This is a genomic window from Aliiroseovarius sp. S1339 (genome assembly GCF_023195695.1).
GTDB lineage: Bacteria > Pseudomonadota > Alphaproteobacteria > Rhodobacterales > Rhodobacteraceae > Aliiroseovarius.
Genome location: NZ_JALPQG010000011.1, coordinates 1 through 18,849 on the forward strand (window position 1 = coordinate 1; position 18,849 = coordinate 18,849).

Here is an 18,849-nt window from a genome sequence, read left to right on the forward strand (position 1 = left end):
ATCGTGTTCGGGGACAGCCCCACCTCTTGTGATGCTAACTCTTCCGCCCGCTTCAGAATTTCTTCAAGGGATCGTGCTTGGTCGTCTGGGCTTTTGCGATAGATCTTTGGCAATCTCTTCAAAACACTGACATAGTAAAACAAGTCTTCCTGTCGTAGGTTAGAGAGCAGTCACGTTCGTCGCTTCAGCGAATTGAGCTAGGACAGCCCTGCGTTGCTTCACATCTTTAGCAATTTTCATAAGTTCGGCTGGGTCATCCTCAACACGGTTTCGGCTTGCGATCTAGTCAGACACGATAGACGTGATTTCATCGCTGTAGCGACGACGTTCAAGCGGCTTGGGAGGATCGAGATTGACCAAATGTAAATGGTCACTAATTGCTGGTGGCAAATCGAGATCCAGATTCGGATAAGGCGATGCCACCTTCCGACGATCAAAGCGCTCCAATGCTTCTGCTTGCGCCACTAAGCGCAATGATCTCACCGCACGTAGAGCCGGGGCATCACAGTCAGGACGACCAAGGTCTGCCTCAGCCATTGCCCGGCTTGATGCTTCATACTCTGGGGTTGCGATTTCAGTTTTTAGGGCTGCAATCTCCTTGTGAATACAGGACAAATCTTGCTCGGAATACCCACCTTTCCCCAACTCCGCGTTATCTTCAGGTAAGAGCTCTGCTGCGCACCCACGGGCCGCCACGAGGCGCGACGCAACCGCTCGGCTTCTCTGTGCGAGATATCGCTGCCACCATTCCTCTGGCGTTGGGGCGTCTGGCTCATAATATCGCTCTTCTTCGATTTGCTCCAGTTTCTGTGCAACCAGATCGGACAAGAAGCGCTGCGCCTCAGTCTTTGTGATCCGCTTGCTTTTCATACGTTCATTACAGGCCTCAAAGCCCGAGTTCACAATATTTGCGAGAATCTTAGCTGTGGAAAACCGCGAAGTGCGAAAGCTGATTTGAATGTACGAGGTCTTGGAAACCCTTGCAGGCAAGCGTCTTCGCCAAATGTAAACCGCTCCACGGCGGGTAACATGATTTAGTCCAGTCATAACGACATCCCCTCGGGTTGGAAGGTGTCGAAACTTTATTTCGCAAACCGAGCGAGATGCTTAAACGTGATGCACCTACGAGATGCAGCTGGGAATAGATTCCCAACGAGCAAAACGCGTCTCAGTAAAATCAATAGGTTATGTGGAAGTTGGCTGTGTTCGCAGTCTCAAGCTAGCCAGTCTGGGCTATAATTTCCCAAAGAACAGGGAAATTAACAGGGAAAAACTGCTGAATTTATCGATTTTCGGGCTGGAGGTCTTGAATTCAGTTAAGAAAACAGTGGCTTGCAAAGGAATTCCCTAAACTAATCAACAGGGAAATTCCACGCGGTTATCAATGAAATAACGCGGGGGAGCAGGGAAACGACTGTGGCAGTATGCGGGTTGACTATTTTTTCCCAAATACTTGCATTCATAGTGAAGCAGGCTTTCTATGGAGTTGCGGTGAATGCTGGGTTTGAGATCACGGTCAAAATGCTTCACCAAGTACAAAAAGGCCCTTGAGCAATCGATTACAGACTTTCGTGGCTACATGGTAAAATTGTTCCAGAATTTGAAAGCGCCGGTTACCGGCGCTTTCGCTTTTCAATCGAAGACTGTTGGGAAATGATTTTTGTCAACGATGCCTACGAAAAAGTCACCATCGGTTCCAGGTGAACCGGCCTGCCCGTTGGCCCCCGAGCTGCCGACTGACCCGGGAGATCCGGCGGGTCCTCCACCGCAATAGGGTTTTGCTTCCTGTCCACCCGGACCCGCAGCACCACCTCTACCTCCAATACCGGGCGCCCCTGGGGAACCGGGTTGCCCGCTCGAAACGGTAACCCTGAACTTTTGGCTTAGACTCGGGAGCAACGAAGCGGACGACAATATTGTCACGGTACCACCGCTACCACCCGTGCCAGCAACACCTCCATCGCCTCCGCGCCCACCGGTGCCACCGTTTCCGCCGCGACCACCACCAGCTTTGCAGTCAAAAAAGCTTGAAGATGCAGGCGTTCCTTTCCGCCCGTTACCTCCGTCGCCACCTTTCTGACCTTGCCCACCTTGCCCACCAGTTCCGCCGGTCAAATCGACGTGCGGCCCTGAGGACGGCACATTCAGGGTGGCAATGGTTATTGATGGGCTGGCAAATCCCGTCGCACCCGGTACGCCTGTTTCACCTCCTCCCCCAGTCCCACCCGGATTGCCGTCAGCGGGGCCATGTGTACCGGTGGGACCTTGACCCGGTTTTGCAGACGCAGTGGCGGTTGGAGGTTTTTCGTAGGTGATGGTCCCCGGATTTGCCGGATCCCGAACGACTATGTCTCTAGCGATGATGAAGAAATTTCGCCGTCGGTCTAGCGCCTGCGCCGAAAAGGTTAGCTTTGCACCTGGTTCGAAGACCAGCCTGTCCGTCTTGATGAACCATCCATCAAACCGGGTATCGCCATTGACGACGAAAGGCTCTGACAGCTTCAACAAATCCGCCTGCCTAATGGTTTGGATTTCGTTGATCACCGCAACTTCGGGTAGCTCGGTTGCGTCTGCACCATCGGCATTCGATTGAAATGCAAACAACAAAGTGATGGCTGCAGCTGTTGTTGTGGAGTTGATTAGTTTCGACGTTTTCATTTTCAATGCTCCTGATTTGTGTTCTCGACTTATTGGGTCGACCATTGGTAACCAACCCAGCCACCGCGGCCGCCATCTCTGATCCCTCCTGTAGGGCCAGTCCTTTGAGTAACGCCATTCTGGAAGTCGTTTCGGCGCAGATATTCTTTATGTTGCCGATCTTCGTTTTGGCGCTGGATACGATTGTAGGAATTGAATGAGTCGTTACTTTGAGTGCCGCGCAGGTTTTGACAGGCCATTGAGTACGATGGCTGGCAAGAGCCGGATTGTTGCGCGGTTGCATTGATTGGAATTGCAATCAGGAGTAGTGTTGCCCCTATAAACGTAAGCTGCGCTATTCCGGTGATTTCGGATTTATGGTCATGTATGAAGTTTTTGAACATTTTTTCTCTCCAGTGTCTCACGCACATTCTGCGTGTGAAGAGAGACTATGAGCTGACCGTCATCAAAGCGTCATCGGCCCCTTTCAGAACGCTCCTCGTGCCCAAAAGTTTTCTGAAACACTCTGGCGGCTAATTGAAAGGCAAACGGACTTGGATCGTGAATCTGAGGAAGCGGACGTGCTTGAGCGGAGCCAAACGGCTACGGCACGAGCACATTTATATGGACCCTTTCGGCTGAGGTTAAATAACGATTTTGATATAACTCCCAGTAGCCCTTTGCGCCAGGCAATACTCGCCGTTTTGATTGATGCGCCAACCCAATCCACGTCGCGGCGAGTTCTTCAGGAAATGTTTTGGGGTTCCGCCACCCGAGCGAAGTCCAATGCAAGCCTGCGCACCGCCGTTTATCTGCTGAAGCGAGATATCGCGGCCCTTGGCGAGGATGTTATCCAAGCCGACCGTAATGTGATCTCTCTTGCACGTGACCGGATATTGGCGCACCCCGGTTTGGTGCCCGGTGCAACTTTTTTGGAAGGATTGGACCTGCCGCTGCAGGATTGCGAAGGATTCGAAGATTGGCTTCGCGCTAAGCGCGTTGGATACGACATCGACAATGTACCTGCGCCAGTCGAGATTGGAACGTTGGCACAGATTGGAACTAGGCCAAATCGACCCGTAGTTCTCGGTATTTTCCCCGCAATTCATGCCGACTTGAATCTCGAAGAACTCTTTCGAATCAACGCGGTGCTCGACTCGATGGCGCGATCCGTGTCCTACATGACTGAGCTTGATATCCACGATCTGCGCGGCTTCGATGTAGACGCTCTACCGCTGCCAATCGAGTCCGGAACCGGTCCAACGCATCTCTTACAACCCATTGTCGAACTGCGAGGTAGTTGTCTGCGATTGACACTCCGGCTGTTCGAGGCCAGTTCCCGACGTATTGTCTGGGTTTCTGTTCCGTTCGATGCCTACTCGGTGCACGTCGAGGATCATGCAAACGTCGCGACGGAGACATTACTCGCACATCTCGCCTCGAGCAGTGTCGCCGGCAACGTGCCCGATCTTTTCCCCTGGACGGCAATTACCGCGCTGTTTTCTCTGGATGACAAACTCATTCACAGAACCGAAACCCAGATCCAATGCATGATTGAGAATGGAGCTCCGCCAGTGTTCGAGTGCTTGCGATTATTTGCACAAGTTTTCAAAGAGAACGAGGGCTTAGAGACGGAACATCGAATTTCCCCGGAAACTCTCTGCGAGTTGATTGCGAACGTCCCAAATTCCAATCCGATGTTACCTCTTTGGCAGAGCCTCGCAGGCTACTGCGCCCACATGCTGCTAGGCGAGAACGATCTTGCAGAATTACTGCTCGAAAGTGCACATGATCTGGCACCGACCCTTGCCCTCAATCTTGATCATCTTGCCGTGGTGAGGATGATGCGAGGCAATCTGGAAGGATCTGAATCAGCTTTTCAGCGCTGCCAAAAGTTCGGTGCAAGCAGTCCGTGGCGATACACCTATGATGTTACCGGATCGATGCTGGCGATGGCGCGTGGAGATTACCACACGTCGCTCAAGTACGCCAATCAGGCGCTAATGCGTAAGCCGCGTTTCATCGGTGCATTGCGCTATTCGATGGCTGGGTTCGCACTAGTGGGGAACCAGCAAGATGCCATGCTAATGCACACGCGCATTCGGCGCCTTCGTCCGAATTATGACTTTGGCGCCTGGACTGAGAGCATGATCCGTCGAACTCCGAGTGACCTAGGGCGGTCGCTTACCGAGAGCTTTCAACGCAATGGAATTACCTGAGGAAATAGGGGGAATTAATGACTGAAGAATGCGAGCAACACAAAGAAATTGAGTGTGAGACCGAGATCGTGGAGATACTGAAACTCGGATGGCTATTGGTGGACAACGATAGATTGAGTTTGCGAAAGACTCCACCTGTGTACAATTCACTTTCCGAATTCATTGGGGCAATCGTGGAGTTCTTTGAGGGTAATATCCCCAGTGATCTGAACGCTCTTTTTGAAGCTCTCGGCGATGCCATCAATCCAAGAGTTAACGATCGGAACAGTACATTCAGCGTCGGCGGTGGATTACTGCACAAATCACTGCATAAATCGCTCCACAAGAGCCTTCACAAAAGTCTGCATAAGAGTCTTCACAAATCTGTCTACAGTGCCGGCGCTACGGGCTTAACCACTAGAGGTATTGATTGGCCGACGATTGAGGTTCCCTGGCGGGAACTTGACCGGCTCTTCAATCTTAGGGAGGAATTTGGTTGGGACTGTTTCCCGCCCGATGTTCTCCCACCGCCGCCGGCAGTTCAGGTTCGGTTAGACGAGGCGATAACGCTTATTGATCTTCAGAATGCGCTCCGCGAGCCCAACCAAGAATATCGTCGGGAACGCATACGCATCGAGGCTAGCAACGACCTGACAGCATTCATGCTTCCACTCGGCGCAGACGTCGCCACACCGGGCGGGCAAACAGCAGTCATGTTCCAGACCATCCTCTGGCTCGGAAGCTTGATCGGGCTCCTCTATAAGGAACGCTTCAATGCACCCCGACCGCATATCCTTAACTCCAAGTTGGAGCCCTTCATTCCGGTGCCAGCCTTTTCTTCTTATCCGTCGAACCACGCCTTCCAGTCTTTCCTGATCGCCGAAGTTTTCACGCGCGCGGTCCCGGAGCACCCAGGTGGCGAAGCACTTTTTTTTGCAGCGCAGGAAGTGGCTGAAAACCGCGAACATGCTGGCCTGCATATCCCGTCGGACACGAAAGGCGGCCAATTGCTTGCTCGCCTATGCGCGCCGATGTTCGAAATTATTCTTGAGGACCAGATCCGCGATGTCCGCGCGGAGTGGCTAGGAGAGGATTACTTCTCATGAACAACGACTTACAGAATCCAAAGCCAATCTATGCAGCTGACAACGACCTTCGCTATGTTGACAGCCATCCCGATTTTTTCAGTCACCCGTCCGGCACTGGCTTCCGCCCGGCGTTTCATGCGCTCTGGCACCTCAAGGAATTGGGGCTCGTGAACGACCTTGGGAGCTACACTAGCCCTGCTTGGGACGAAGCAAAGGCATATGCGGGTGTAGCCGACAACCCACCTATGCGTGTTGTGATTATTGATACTGCAGTGGATTACAATCACCCCAATTTAAAAGATTCAGTCGACAAAGCACTGATGCGGGATTTCAGTCGGTTCGATAAGGGGACGTTTGCTGTCCTCGATACAAATATTGTCCCGGCCAACGATGCTTCGAGAATGCAGATCGAAGCTGCGACCATGACAATGGAACCCGATTTGGGTGCTGCCATCGCCAAAGAGCGCGCTTGGATCACCGAAAAATATAACAATAATAACAATGATTTGCTTAAAAACAGCCAGCAGCGAGTCTTTGGAGCTCACGGCACTGCTGTCGCTGGTTTGATCGGAGCGAGACCGACAACAATTTCGCTCCGGGAACCTGCATTTTTTCACGGCCGTGCTGATGGCGATTTCGACGAGTCCGTCATTCGCCAATGCGTGGAACTTCCCTACGCCGGGGTTAATCCGTTCAGTCAGATTGTTCCGCTTTCGGTGTCTGCATCACCGCGTCCTGAGATGCTTTTCTACGCAATTCAATACGCGAGATGTCTTGCGCCCTCGATCGTGGTCGTCGCTGATTCTTGGGAGCGCCCAGCTGAATACAATGGTACACCTTGGGAAGATTTGGAAGATGCTTTTCTTGACCTTTGTAAGGAAAGCCTCGTATTTTGCGCCGCAGGCAATGATGATCTAGAAAACCTAGTCTATCCCGCATCCCTAAGTTCCGAAAGGGAAGGTCCTTGGGCCGTGGGTGCTTGCGAAAGATACTATGTCGAAGAAGGTGGCCACACGACCGTTGTTGTGAATGACCTGAGCTACTCACCTGATTTCGAGATAGCCATCGGTCTCGAGGAAACTTCAAATCATGAGAAGAATTCACAGTGGATGATCCGTACGTTAAGTACAGAATTGCCGAGGTTTGATCAGACAGAACAGAAAATCGATCCTTGGGGGACTATCGATAAGGAGTTGGGAAGCCCCAAAGCATCTACGAAATATCCACCTCGGGACGTCATTACCACTGATCTTCCAGGACGCTTTGGTTATAATCCTGCGTCTTACAAGTACAAGCCCTTGGCGGACGGGGAGCATTACGAAATTGCCTCGTTGTTCTGTCGGTTTGCAGGCACGTCGGCGTCCGCCGCCATCGCAGGTGGACTTGCTAGCTTGATCCCACCTAGCATGCTAAAATTAACCCGTCCTGGCGCGAGGCCCAAAGACGAAGCCGGCACTTTGGCCAAGTTGCTCGGAAGAGATTTGGCGCTCCATTTGTTCCGTAAATAAGTGTTTGACCCGAAACAATTGGAGGGGGCTGCCGGCATGACCGCGAGATGCCACCCGGCAGTTGATGGCAAGGCCAAAACTCTATTGAGATTAGCAGACTGAGTTGGCGCCTTGCCCCGCACTGCAGCTGTGTATGCTATTCGCTCTCGTATTCTCAAGCAATGCATACAACGGCGCGTAAGCGCCATTTTGTTAAGTCCGGTGCGAACAGGCGGTCCGCAAGATCGGGTATGCTAGGTACAAGTTCAAACCTACCTTTGTTGATCATCCGGATAGCAGCACGTTGGGCTTTGTATCCGTGTTGATCGCCCTTCTCATGTTTGCCGATCTTGTCTCCCAGTTCGGGCAGTGGTTCGCCGGGCTGTGCACCGAACCACAGAAACTCTGCCAGCTTGAGAGATTCCGGGTCGAAGCGTACCCAGATCACGCAGCCTGATGGTTTGTCTGCCAGCCGAATGTTGATCTTTTGCCTTGCGGTTTTGGCTCCGATGAAGCTGGATTTCATCTGCACATGTCGCTCAATGCCATTCGCCTCCAGCAGGATGTCATAGCCGCTGCGGTCGGTATGGCTGCGCAGGATGTCCATTTCAATCCCGCGTTTCCACATCTCCCGGCAGAGTTCACCGAGAAAGCCGTATTCAAGATACTGTTCCCGAAGGCTGGAAGCATCGTTGTGCATGGTGTCTTTCATTATTGCTCCGCAATGACCTGGGCATCAGTCACGCTTCCAGATGGCAACCAGTCAAGCAAAAAGAGACTCATAGTCTGTAGATTTGACGTCTGCATTCATGACCCAAGATAGGGATGGATATTCGCAGGCTGGTCGGGCTGAATCTCAAGACATACCGCAAGGCTGCCGGTTTCTCACAGGAGAGGCTGGCGCTGGAATGCGGCCTTCACCGAACCTATGTCAGCGGTGTTGAGCGAGGCGTACGGAACCCGACAGTTCTTGTTCTGGCTCAATTGGCGGAGCCCCTCGGCATCCCGGCGTCCAAACTTCTGGAAGAACCAGTCGATGGGGAATGACAATAAAAACGATGATTGCCAGATCAGACCAGCGGTAGATTTACGCCCTTTCGCCAGCGCCCTTCGCCACATTGAACAGGGCGAGCCGGAGAAGGTCGACCCAGTCGACATCGCAAGCGAACTTCGTGAACATGAGGCGTCAGAACTGCCTCCAGAGCTGTTGGGTTGGATTTGTGACTACCTTGAAGGCAGTATTGAAACCCGTGGCCGGAAGGGTGAATCGCCCTTGGAGCGTCGTGTTGTCGGCTTGCATGCGGCCCACTGCTATGATGCCATCCGCAAGGCCCAGAAAGGTGATCCGGATGCTCTACCGGAGGCAGTGAGCATGAATAACACCTATGCTCCCGAAGTCGAAGACAGCTATTCCCCTTCGGAGGCGGCCTGGATGATCGTTTCATACATGCTCTATGGGCAGCCTGGGCATCACAAGAAACTACGCAACCTTGCGGGGGCTGCAAAATCACCAAATGGGAAATCCGCCCGGAAATAACCCTCTGATTGTTGGGCAAGCTATCAGGCCAGTTTGCAGCCAGAGTTGTTCGCGACGAACAAACCTCCGGTGATCCCATGAACAAACAGAACCTGTCGACATCCCTGCCCACGGGCCGCATTGAACCAAGGCGGGTTTCCGACCTCAAGCCATATGCAAACAACCCGCGCACGCATTCCAAAAAGCAAATCCGGCAAATCGCAGACAGTATTACAACTTTTGGCTGGACCAACCCTGTCCTGATCGATGCGGACGGCGGTGTTATTGCCGGTCACGGACGTCTCGAGGCTGCCAAGCTGCTTGGTATGCCAGAGGTACCGGCCCTGCAGCTTGATCATATGAGTGAAGCAGAGAAACGCGCATACATCATTGCTGACAACAAACTGGCGGAAAACGCCGGCTGGGATGATGAATTGCTGGCAATCGAGCTACAGGGCCTTCTGGAAATGGATATTGGTTTCAGTATCGAACTGACCGGTTTTGAGATGGGCGAGATTGATGTGCTGTTGGCGGATGACAAACCATCGGAGCCAGAGATCGTTCCGCTCCCGCAAACAGACGCATCACCGGTCAGCCGAAAAGGCGATCTCTGGCTGATTGGTTCACATCGCCTGTATTGCGGTGATGCGCTTGAGCGCGTGTCATGGCAAACTCTGATGGGCAATGAAAAGGCACAGATGATCTTTACAGATCCGCCGTACAATGTGCCCATCGCCGGTCATGTGTCCGGGCTCGGGAAGAAGCAGCACCGTGAGTTCGCAATGGCTTCAGGTGAAATGAGCCAGGGCGGTTTTACCGATTTCCTGCGCAGCGCATTCCGCAATCTGACCTCAGTCAGCGCCGATGGTGCCATCCATTTCATCTGTATGGACTGGCGTCATATGCGCGAACTCCTTGATGCTTCTGAAGGGGTTTATTCGGAATTCAAGAACCTCTGTGTCTGGGCCAAAACCAACGCAGGTATGGGGTCGTTTTATCGCTCGCAGCATGAACTTGTGTTTGCCTTCAAGCATGGTGGGGCAAGCCACATCAACAATTTCGGGCTGGGTGAAACCGGACGACACCGCTCAAACCTCTGGACATACGCGGGCGCAAACACTTTCCGCGCGGGCCGGATGGATGACCTTGAAGCTCACCCAACGGTGAAGCCGATAGACATGATCGCCGACGCGATCATGGACTGCTCGAAACGTGGCGGCATCATCGCTGACGGCTTTGCCGGATCCGGCACGACGCTGCTGGCGGCCGCGAAGACCGGTCGCATTGGTGTCGGTGTTGAACTTGATCCGCACTACGCCGATCTGACCATCCGCCGTCTGGCAGACGCGACCGGCGAAACAGCAATACATGCAGATAGTTTCGAGAGTTTTGATGCTGTCGCCAAAGAGCGCGAGGCAAACCAATGAGTAAAAAACACAATAAGGACTATGAGGTTGGCTATGGGAAACCGCCAAAGGCAACACAGTTTAAAAAGGGCCAATCGGGAAATACCAAAGGCCGCCCTAAAAAGAGCGAGAACGTCCGAACACTACTGCGGGAAACATTGAACCAACAAGTGCAGGTGCGCGTGAACGGCAGGGTAAAAACAATCCGTTTACGCGAAGCCTATGTGCAAAAACTCACTGAAAAGGCGATGAACGGGAGCATGCGTGACATGCTGGCGTTCCTGAAAGAGGTCGAACGGATCGCACCGGAATTACTTGAGAACGAGACCAAGCCGGAACCCGTTGTGTGGGAGTTTGTGCTGCCGGACGGTCAACGCATGACCCACGACGAGTTTCTTGCAAGAGGCCCGGAAACGGAAGAGTAGTAAATGACAGACCTTTCATCGACAGTGGTTCCGCGGACCGGAGCCGAATGGCTTTTCCGGCTTGGACGTCCGTCGATGGGCAGGTTTTCTGATCAGTCGCGCAGATACCGCGCGGCGATCATCTCAGCCGCATCCAGCCCTCGGTCAATATCTGCCAGGTGTTCACGCACCGACGACGCGGCCGTTCGGGCCTTTTCGGCGTCTATCCACGGCGACTGCCCCTCAAGTGCCGCAAGTGCCGCTTCTTCAAGCCGGGCCGTCACTTCCGCAAACAGGCGCTGAACCGTATCTTTCGGGTCGTTTTCCATAGTGGCGACTGACGCTTCCTTTGGAAAGCAAGTCCAGTTGTTTGTTTTGTGATCAGGATTAACCCGACATTCACCAAATTGTTTTCTGAATGTTCTTGTCTCACGGGAACCCTGCCGCCATAGTGACAAAAAAATTCCCCGCGAGACTAAATCGTGGCACCGGAGGGCGCGCAGAATGACCGAATTCGAACTTCTATTACAGAAAACCGGGCACTCAGTCGCCGAAGCGGCAAAGATTCTCGGCTATTCTGAGGGACACATCTACCGCTGGAAACGTGGTGAGGAAACCCCGCGCGAAGGTGTAATGAACCTTCTTCGTATGGAAGTCGATGCGCGTCAGCCGGAGACTTCCGGTACGGCGTTTTCCTTTATCGATCTGTTCGCGGGGATTGGCGGGCTGCGCAAGGCTATGGAGAGCGCAGGCGGGCGTTGCGTGTTCACCTCAGAATGGGATCGGTTCGCCCAGCAGACCTACGATGCCAATTTCTCTGACAACCGCCCGATTGCCGGGGACATAACCGAAATCGAAGCCGAAGAGATTCCCGAACATGACGTGCTGGTCGCGGGCTTTCCCTGTCAGCCGTTTTCAATTGCAGGGGTATCGAAAAAGAACGCTCTTGGCCGCGCTCACGGCTTTGATGATGAAACTCAGGGCACACTGTTTTTTGACGTGCTGCGGATCCTCAAGCATCACCGGCCTGCCGCCTTCATGCTCGAGAATGTGAAGAACCTGCGCAGCCATGACAAAGGTCGTACGTTCCAGGTCATCATGCGTAAGCTGCGGGATGAGCTTGGTTACTATGTGCCGGAACCCCGGGTCATTGATGCCGCTCATTTTGTGCCGCAGCACCGAGAGCGGATTGTCATTGTTGGCTTCCGCGAAGACGTGCCGTTCAGTTTCGATGATGTTATTTTGCCACCCCACCGGGAGCGCCGCATGCGGGACATCCTGCACCCGGAGAACGGCAATGAGAACCCGGAGAGCCATTTCACGCTCGGCAATGACGCTGCCGTCAGCGGCAAATACACCCTGTCCGACAAGCTTTGGAAATACCTGCAGGACTATGCCGCAAAGCATAAAGCCATGGGAAACGGATTTGGCTTCGGGCTAGTGGATGGCGACAGTATCGCCCGGACCCTGTCCGCCCGGTATTACAAAGACGGATCCGAAATCCTGGTGAGCCGTGGCGAGGGGAACAATCCCCGCCGACTTACTCCCCGGGAATGCGCCCGGCTGATGGGCTATCCAGAAGATTTCCGGATCCCGGTTTCGGACACCCAGGCCTACAAGCAGTTTGGGAACTCGGTGGCCGTCCCGGTTTTTGCTGAGGTCGCCCGGGTTATGGAGCCGCATGTCCGGTCAATTCTGCAGGGACAGACGATTAATCCGGTCAGAAAAGTTGGCTGACGTCCATAACCCGGAAGCTCGCAGTCGCAACATGGCGGCGATCCGGGGAACCAATTCAAAACCCGAACTTCTCATCCGCCATGGGCTTCACGCTCGCGGGTTTCGTTATCGGTTGCACGATCGCAAGCTTCCGGGCCGCCCGGATCTGGTGCTGCCGAAGTACCAGGCCGTGGTTTTTGTGAACGGCTGCTACTGGCACGGGCATGATTGCCCGCTCTTCAAATGGCCAAAAACCCGGGAAGAGTTCTGGCGAGAAAAGATTGGCGGGAATGTCGAACGGGATCAGAGGAACCTGGCTGCGCTTAAAGCTGCAGGCTGGCGGATTGCATGCGTCTGGGAGTGCGCCCTTAAGGGACGTGGCAAGCTTCCGCGGGAAGACCTGATTGACAACATCGCCACATGGTTGTCCTCTGACCGGAAAGAAGCATCTTTCCGGGGCGAGGACACTGTCTGACAATCTGACATCATTGCTGGATCGCATGGCTGCAGCTGGCGCAACGGCATTTTATGCCAAGCGGCTTGCACCAAACGACAATTCCAAGAACCAGATTTATCTCGGTGGAGGTTTTGAAGCGCTCAACACTATTCCTCATGGGCCCATAGAAACCGACAGCTCGTCAAAGGCAGGCAGTGTGCGGGATCGGGCAAAAGCAGGAGTGCGGTTCTATTGGATTGATGCGCAAGGTTTGTCACTGGCGCCGGACGTCTCTCTGATCCTTTATCCGAAATACCCTGAAGTGCGTATCTCCGGGTTCCTCAAAGGCGCGGAGCGGGCGCCTTCAGACCTGATGCGGTCACGCGACCCGGGGCGGGTTCTCTTCCTTGGCACATGTCCGGACGGTCGCGTCTTTGGTTTTGCCGCGGGCTGGTCTGATCCTGTCGTGTCAGCCCTTGATGCAGCAGAGCTTCCCGAAACCACAGGGGTGTTTCTGAACCTGACCGGGTTGCGAACCGGGGTTGCAGACACTCGCACAGCTCTCATCAACCGGCTCAGAGAAATCCACCAGACTGGGTGGATCAAGTCCCAAAAGCTCGGACCTCACGGACCTCAGCCCTATCAGGCCCAAAACGGTGGCGGATACACGCTTGAGGCAGAACTTGGCATTACGCCGAACGGCAATGCCGACCCCGACTACCTTGGCTGGGAGATCAAACAGTACGGTGTCCGTGACTTCATCAGATTTGCACCCAAAAGCGTGGTCACGTTAATGACCCCTGAACCGACGGCCGGATACTACCGTGAGGCCGGGCCGGACGCATTTGTCCGGCGATTTGGCTATCCGGATCAGTCCGGTAAATCCGACCGGATCAATTTTGGCGGCGCATACGCGATCGGCAAAGAGGCGAACGGGCTGACGGGACTGAGCCTTTCCCTCAGTGGCTACGATGCCACCCAGGGCAAAATCACCGATATGGACGGAGGCATCCATCTTGTCGATGCTGATGGGACGCGAGCGGCGACCTGGGCCTTTGAAGGGCTGATTTCACACTGGAACAGAAAGCACGCGCGCGCCTGTTACGTGCCATCAATCCGACAGGGGCCTCCGTTTGAATACCAGTACGGCGGTCGCATCGAGATGTGCGAGGGGACGGACTTCTTCCTGTTTCTCAAGTCAGTCTCAGCGGGTGTCGTCTACTATGATCCGGCGCTCAAACTTGAGGGGGCGACTTCAGCCAGACCCGCGCTCAAGCGACGGAGCCAGTTTCGAGTGCGGCATCAGGCACTGTCGGGGCTTTATCGAAAAGCTGAGCAGGAAATGCTGTGAAGGCTTCATGGACGGAAACCGGACTTTCGCTGCAGCGACCATGAATGTCCCGAATGCGCTGCCTGCGGACCTTCGTCTTCGGTCCTATCAATGGCGGCTGGATCGCGCTCTTCCAGCATGTCATGCACTTTTCTGCAGCTTGGCTTTGCCATCACAGTCTGGGAAGCGGACACAGCCGAGAAATGCTCCATAGCGGCCGCGCCGTTCTACAAGCCATCCTGCTTCGCAACTCGGGCAAGCCTGCTGGGTCTCCCCGCAATCAGTGCAAACCATTTCTCCACTGATCCGGGAACGGATCGGAAGGCCGACACCGCAGGCGGGACAAGCCGGCATGCGACTGCCGCACAGCTTCACGTGCTCGCAGCGATACCAGTCACGACCGTCCTTTCCTGCCATGTGAAGCAGACGGCCTCCGCAACCCGGACAGGTGTGGGTGTGCTTCTGAGCCTCCAAGGGCACAGCCACACCGAATTCGGGCTCTTTCATCAGTTCCTCGACGAAGACGGAGGGGCGCGCTTCGGATGCAAGGATGGTCACGGTCCGCCGGGCCCGGGTCACGGCGACGTACATCACGCGCCTTTCTTCGGCATTCGGATATGGCTCGGCCTCGGGCGATACCAGGCTGAGCAGAGGGTCGTCGACGATCATCGACGGAAAGCCCATCTTCGCGTTGTCGGCACCGAGGATGATGACGTGATCGGCCTCCAGACCTTTCGACGCATGGATGGTCTTGAAGGTGATCGTCGCCCCGGGGTTTTGGCGCAGAAGCCGCCCGACATCGGGCCTCAGGAACCGATATCGTCCCAGGATCAGGATGGACGGCTTTGCGCCTCCCTTGCCTTCAGTGGCCGCAAGAGAAGCCACGGCGTCGTCCAAGGTTTTCTCCCCGGTGTCGCGCCGCGTCCAGGCGATCTTGATCGAAGGTTCGTCCGTCTCACCTGCTGGTATTACCGTCTTGGTGATCTGCGCGGGGTTGCGCAGAACGAAGCGGCGGGCGGCCAGAGCAATCTTGTCCACTGATCGAAAGGTCCGGCCGAGATCGACAGTGCGGTGGACACCAGTGGCACCTGCATAGGTGCCCCCGAATTCCGCACCGAAATTGCGCATGATATGGATGTCCGACCCGGCGAAGCGGTAGATCGACTGCCAGTCATCCCCGACGGCAAACACCTTAGCATCGGAATGCTGGCGCTTGAGTGCCTGGATCAGCTTCGCCCGCCCGGTGGAGATATCCTGGAACTCGTCGACGAGGATATGTCGGAACGGGCTCTGGTAGCGCCCGCTCTCGACGAGTGCGGTGGCGCGGTTCACCATGTCCTCGAAGTCGATCCGATCACCCAGACGGGATTGATACTCCCGAAACACAGCCCCGAAGATCCTTAGGAAGGCCTCGGCGCGCTTGCCCATCTTCAGCGTCTGCGCCTTGTCTGAACAGTCCTCGACCCGGTAGCCGCCGTTCTTGAAGTGACGCAGGAAGGTGCCCATCAGCGAGGTGAAGCTGTCCACCACCCCGACCTCAGCGACGCGGTCGTAGATCTCGATGTCCGGGACCGGCCGCAGCGTGACGTGGGGCTCGAGCTTCTCGGCAAGCGCGTCAAGCAGCCGCCCTTCTTCACGCTGCCAGCTGTAGGTTTCCAGCAGAACCGTCTCGTGCTCGGCATGGACCTGCCGTTTCCAGTCCATGCTCTCGAGGTATTCCTCGCGATCAACGTAAGGGGCCGTCGTCAGCTCCTCCTTGCCGTCCTTGCCGCGTTTCTTGCGCACGCCGAAATGCTCGATATAGACGCCGCTCTCTGTCAGCCGGAAATCGGGTGTGTAGACGCGGCGCCTGGTCTTCTTGAGCTTGTGCTCGTAGCTCGGCTCGTATTCGTAGGCGATACCGTTTCTGAAGAGCCAGTTGGCGATCAGAAGCTCTTCGAAGCTGTTCACCGTCTCGCCTTGCAGCGTCCGCAGGTTGCGGCTTTCGATCTGCGCATACCATTCGTGCTTGGTCTCGAAGTCCCATTCTGTCGGGAAGTCGTCGAAGAACCCGGCGAACCAGCCCATCACGGTTTGCGCGATCTCGCTGGCAGTCGCCACGATGTGCCGCAGGATGTCCTTCATGAGCGATAGGAAGGCCTTGTCGTCCGTCGCGGTCGGCGCCAAAGGCGGCTTCTCTCCTTCCACCTCACCAATGATCTCGTAGGCCAACGCGTGGAACGTGCGAGCTGCCACGGGGACCCCGCACCTGGCTTCGATCCGCTCCGACATCTCAGTTGCTGCGTCTTTCGCGAAGGCAAGCAGCAGGAGCTCGCTTGGCTTCCGTATCTCCGCCTTCACGAGGTAAGCGGCTTTGGCGGTGATCACGCTGGTCTTGCCCGACCCCGCGCCGGCCAGAACCAGCGTTGCGTCTTCGTCGACGACAACCGATAGGCGCTGTTCCGGCGTCAGTGGCATGGACTCGACCGTGTCGAAAAAATCCTTCCATCGAAGCAGCTGTGCTTCCACAAATGCCTCGATTGACGCGTCCCGGATGGCATTCGGATCGGATGCGAACGCCACGATCGGGGCAATTCGGGACATCACCTTGTTGCCAACGGCCTCCGCATTCAGCTTGGACAGCACACGGCCGTTCAGGTCGGCAGCATCGCGCACCAATGGCGCTACGTGGCATGCCGCTGGGTAAGCATCCGGCACCTTGAGCGAATCGAGCGCTTGCAGGATGCGGCGGACCGCAGCGTCCTCAGCTTCGAGCTCCGCCCGGTTGAAATCCGTCCAGGCGGTGGCAGCCGCGTCTGCGAAGTATCTTGCTGCAGACGCATCCACCGCTGGCAAGGTCAGATTCCGGTCGCCGCCGAGATTGAGTAACAGCGAAGATGAGAGAAGGCCCTTCCTCACTGCTGGGCGCGTCGCGATGTTTTCGAGCCCTATCCAGGGCGAACCCGCCCCGCGTGCCGCAATACCCTTGTCTTGCAGGGTTAGGGACCTTGGATGTCGGCCGAGAGGGTCAATCAGGAACCCCAGGAAGGATTTTGAGGCGAGGTTCATGAGCACCAAATTACCAGACTTTCCCAAGGTGTAGCAGATATCGGACAGCGGGGAACCTTTTGGGACACATTGCAGACGCGAATGGGCGAATACTGTGCCCACTTATACCCGGCAATGCTCTCAAATCGGGCGAACGGCTGGGCGGGAAGCATGCGTAATTGGGCTGACCCTGCACTGAGGTCGAGCTCCCGATAAACTCACAGCAATGCTGTGAACAAGGGAGACAGATAATGGAATACTATGTTGGATTAGACGTGTCGCTTCGGTCGTGTGCGCTTTGCATAGTCGACAGGAAGGGCAAGGTGCATCTTGAACGGGAGTTGCCGTGCGAGATTGATGACATCGCCGATTGCCTCGCCGAGTTCGGCCAATCTATTGAACGTATCGGGTTCGAGGCAAGTGCGTTGAGCCAGCATTTGTTCTTTGGTCTGCAAGAGAAGGGCTTTGACATCGTCTGTATGGAAGCCAGGCAGGTCAGCGCGGCGTTGTCGGCCATGCGGAACAAGACAGATAAAACAGATGCATGGGGTATAGCGCAGATACTGCGCACTGGTTGGTTCAGCCCGGTTCACATGAAAAGCCGCGAGGCGCATGGTCTGCGTGCGCTCTTGAGCACACGAAAGGCATTACTCAAGAAAACCATGGATTTGGCCAACGAGGTGCGCGGTCTGTTGAAGATCTTCGGCGTCAGGCTGCCCAAGACAGTCAAGCATGGTAGCTTCGATAGCTTGGTGCGTCCCATGATTGAAATGGATGATGTCCTCGCGCACGCGATCATTCCACTGCTGGATGCCCGGGCGGTCCTCTTTCAGCACTACTTGGAACTGGATCGTCGGGTAAAACGCGCGGCCTCCCAGGACGCGGTCTGCATGCGCATGATGACTGTCCCTGGTGTTGGACCAATCGCGGCACTAACGTTCAAGGCTGCTGTCGATGATCCAAGCCGGTTCAAACGATCACGAACAGTCGCCGCGCATTTTGGACTTACACCCAGGCGGTACCAGTCCGGTGAACACGATAATCCCGGTCGTATATCGAAGGCAGGCGACCGGGATGTACGCGCCACTCTCTACGCGGCAGCCAATGCTTTGCTCATGAGAACGATGGCTAGATCGCAGATCAAGTCATGGGGAATGCGGTTGATGCGTACCAAAGGCCGCAGACGCGCGGTTGTAGCCGTTGCCCGTAAACTCGCTGTTCTTCTGCACCGCATGTGGATTGATGGCACGTAATTCCGTCAGGAACAGGTAGGAGGAACGGCATGATCTGAATCGCCAAACACCGACACTGACGGGATCGTCCAATCCGGACGAGGTCTGTGGATGAAGACGAAAATGTCTGCTGCGCAACTTGAAGCGCGCCGGGAAGCAGGGCTCTCCACAACCGATCCGACACATGCATGCAGCGGTGCCATTCGAACACCAAAACAGACTGCGAAGAGAAGCGTGACCCGGAGAAGCGATCCTAATCATCTAGAAGAAGGAAAATGCGCTTGACCCAGACACCCAATTAGAGAAGCTGACATTCGCTGCGGTTGTGAGTGGCAAAGTGCCAAGTTGCGAAAGTGGACATTGGGATCTTCT

General features: G+C 55.1%; 17 protein-coding genes. 11 read left to right on the plus strand and 6 right to left on the minus strand.

All coding sequences use genetic code 11. The features are described 5' to 3' along the window. Window positions 1–282 precede the first annotated feature (282 nt). From MUY35_RS15085 to MUY35_RS15095, 3 genes are all read right to left on the minus strand, one after another. The gene (locus MUY35_RS15085; RefSeq protein WP_248370008.1) at window positions 283–1,047 is read right to left on the minus strand and encodes a DUF6538 domain-containing protein; all 765 of its coding nucleotides are present in this window, start codon (window positions 1,045–1,047) and stop codon (window positions 283–285) included. A gap of 585 nt (window positions 1,048–1,632) precedes the next feature. Beyond that, a complete protein-coding gene (locus tag MUY35_RS15090) occupies window positions 1,633–2,658 on the minus strand; it encodes a hypothetical protein (RefSeq protein WP_248370009.1) in 1,026 nt (341 codons plus the stop codon). Window positions 2,659–2,687: 29 nt separating this feature from the next. Next, window positions 2,688–3,041 carry a hypothetical protein gene (locus MUY35_RS15095; RefSeq protein ID WP_248370010.1) on the minus strand — a complete coding sequence of 118 codons (354 nt, stop codon included), beginning with the start codon at window positions 3,039–3,041 and terminating at the stop codon, window positions 2,688–2,690. Between the two features lie 150 nt (window positions 3,042–3,191). On the opposite strand from MUY35_RS15095, the gene MUY35_RS15100 reads away from it, so the two are divergent. Genes MUY35_RS15100 through MUY35_RS15110 form a run of 3 tightly spaced genes read left to right on the plus strand, consistent with a single transcriptional unit; the run spans window position 3,192 to window position 7,431 of the window. After that, complete coding sequence (locus tag MUY35_RS15100) at window positions 3,192–4,856, plus strand: hypothetical protein (protein WP_248370011.1); 1,665 nt, start codon at window positions 3,192–3,194, stop codon at window positions 4,854–4,856. A gap of 17 nt (window positions 4,857–4,873) precedes the next feature. Next, on the plus strand, window positions 4,874–5,941 hold the full coding sequence (locus MUY35_RS15105) for a phosphatase PAP2 family protein (RefSeq protein ID WP_248370012.1): 1,068 nt from the start codon (window positions 4,874–4,876) through the stop codon (window positions 5,939–5,941). After that, complete coding sequence (locus MUY35_RS15110) at window positions 5,938–7,431, plus strand: S8 family serine peptidase (protein ID WP_248370013.1); 1,494 nt, start codon at window positions 5,938–5,940, stop codon at window positions 7,429–7,431. The genes MUY35_RS15105 and MUY35_RS15110 overlap by 4 nt, the downstream gene beginning before the upstream one ends. A 154-nt stretch (window positions 7,432–7,585) precedes the next feature. Here the strand turns inward: MUY35_RS15110 and MUY35_RS15115 are convergent, their stop codons facing one another. Next, a complete protein-coding gene (locus tag MUY35_RS15115; RefSeq protein ID WP_248370014.1) occupies window positions 7,586–8,122 on the minus strand; it encodes a hypothetical protein in 537 nt (178 codons plus the stop codon). 113 nt (window positions 8,123–8,235) lie between these two features. On the opposite strand from MUY35_RS15115, the gene MUY35_RS15120 reads away from it, so the two are divergent. The 4 genes from MUY35_RS15120 to MUY35_RS15135 all read left to right on the plus strand — a co-directional run bounded on the left by MUY35_RS15120 (window position 8,236) and on the right by MUY35_RS15135 (window position 10,757). Continuing rightward, a complete protein-coding gene (locus tag MUY35_RS15120; RefSeq protein ID WP_248370015.1) occupies window positions 8,236–8,457 on the plus strand; it encodes a helix-turn-helix transcriptional regulator in 222 nt (73 codons plus the stop codon). Next, a complete protein-coding gene (locus MUY35_RS15125; protein ID WP_248370016.1) occupies window positions 8,447–8,947 on the plus strand; it encodes a hypothetical protein in 501 nt (166 codons plus the stop codon). Before MUY35_RS15120 ends, MUY35_RS15125 begins: the two co-directional genes overlap by 11 nt. Before the next feature lie 77 nt (window positions 8,948–9,024). Beyond that, window positions 9,025–10,353, plus strand: a complete 1,329-nt coding sequence (locus tag MUY35_RS15130) for a DNA methyltransferase (protein WP_248370017.1) — start codon at window positions 9,025–9,027, stop codon at window positions 10,351–10,353. Beyond that, entirely contained in the window at window positions 10,350–10,757 is a 408-nt protein-coding gene (locus MUY35_RS15135) for a DUF5681 domain-containing protein (protein ID WP_248370018.1), read from the plus strand. The genes MUY35_RS15130 and MUY35_RS15135 overlap by 4 nt, the downstream gene beginning before the upstream one ends. Before the next feature lie 92 nt (window positions 10,758–10,849). Here MUY35_RS15135 and MUY35_RS15140 read toward each other — a convergent pair whose 3' ends face one another. Further along, window positions 10,850–11,065, minus strand: coding sequence for a hypothetical protein (locus MUY35_RS15140; protein WP_248370019.1), 216 nt, complete (start codon window positions 11,063–11,065; stop codon window positions 10,850–10,852). A 175-nt stretch (window positions 11,066–11,240) separates the two neighbouring features. On the opposite strand from MUY35_RS15140, the gene dcm reads away from it, so the two are divergent. From dcm to MUY35_RS15155, 3 genes are read left to right on the plus strand one after another with little or no spacing between them, the layout of a single operon-like run. After that, window positions 11,241–12,473 carry a DNA (cytosine-5-)-methyltransferase gene (gene dcm / locus MUY35_RS15145; protein WP_248370020.1) on the plus strand — a complete coding sequence of 411 codons (1,233 nt, stop codon included), beginning with the start codon at window positions 11,241–11,243 and terminating at the stop codon, window positions 12,471–12,473. Beyond that, window positions 12,466–12,927 (plus strand): very short patch repair endonuclease, encoded by a 462-nt coding sequence (locus MUY35_RS15150; RefSeq protein ID WP_248370021.1) that lies wholly within the window; start codon window positions 12,466–12,468, stop codon window positions 12,925–12,927. The genes dcm and MUY35_RS15150 overlap by 8 nt, the downstream gene beginning before the upstream one ends. Before the next feature lie 25 nt (window positions 12,928–12,952). Continuing rightward, window positions 12,953–14,239 (plus strand): MvaI/BcnI family restriction endonuclease, encoded by a 1,287-nt coding sequence (locus MUY35_RS15155; RefSeq protein ID WP_248370022.1) that lies wholly within the window; start codon window positions 12,953–12,955, stop codon window positions 14,237–14,239. Between the two features lie 120 nt (window positions 14,240–14,359). Here the strand turns inward: MUY35_RS15155 and MUY35_RS15160 are convergent, their stop codons facing one another. Continuing rightward, window positions 14,360–17,266 carry a UvrD-helicase domain-containing protein gene (locus MUY35_RS15160; RefSeq protein ID WP_248370023.1) on the minus strand — a complete coding sequence of 969 codons (2,907 nt, stop codon included), beginning with the start codon at window positions 17,264–17,266 and terminating at the stop codon, window positions 14,360–14,362. A 230-nt stretch (window positions 17,267–17,496) separates the two neighbouring features. On the opposite strand from MUY35_RS15160, the gene MUY35_RS15165 reads away from it, so the two are divergent. Then, a complete protein-coding gene (locus MUY35_RS15165; protein WP_248370024.1) occupies window positions 17,497–18,498 on the plus strand; it encodes an IS110 family transposase in 1,002 nt (333 codons plus the stop codon). Window positions 18,499–18,849 lie beyond the last annotated feature (351 nt).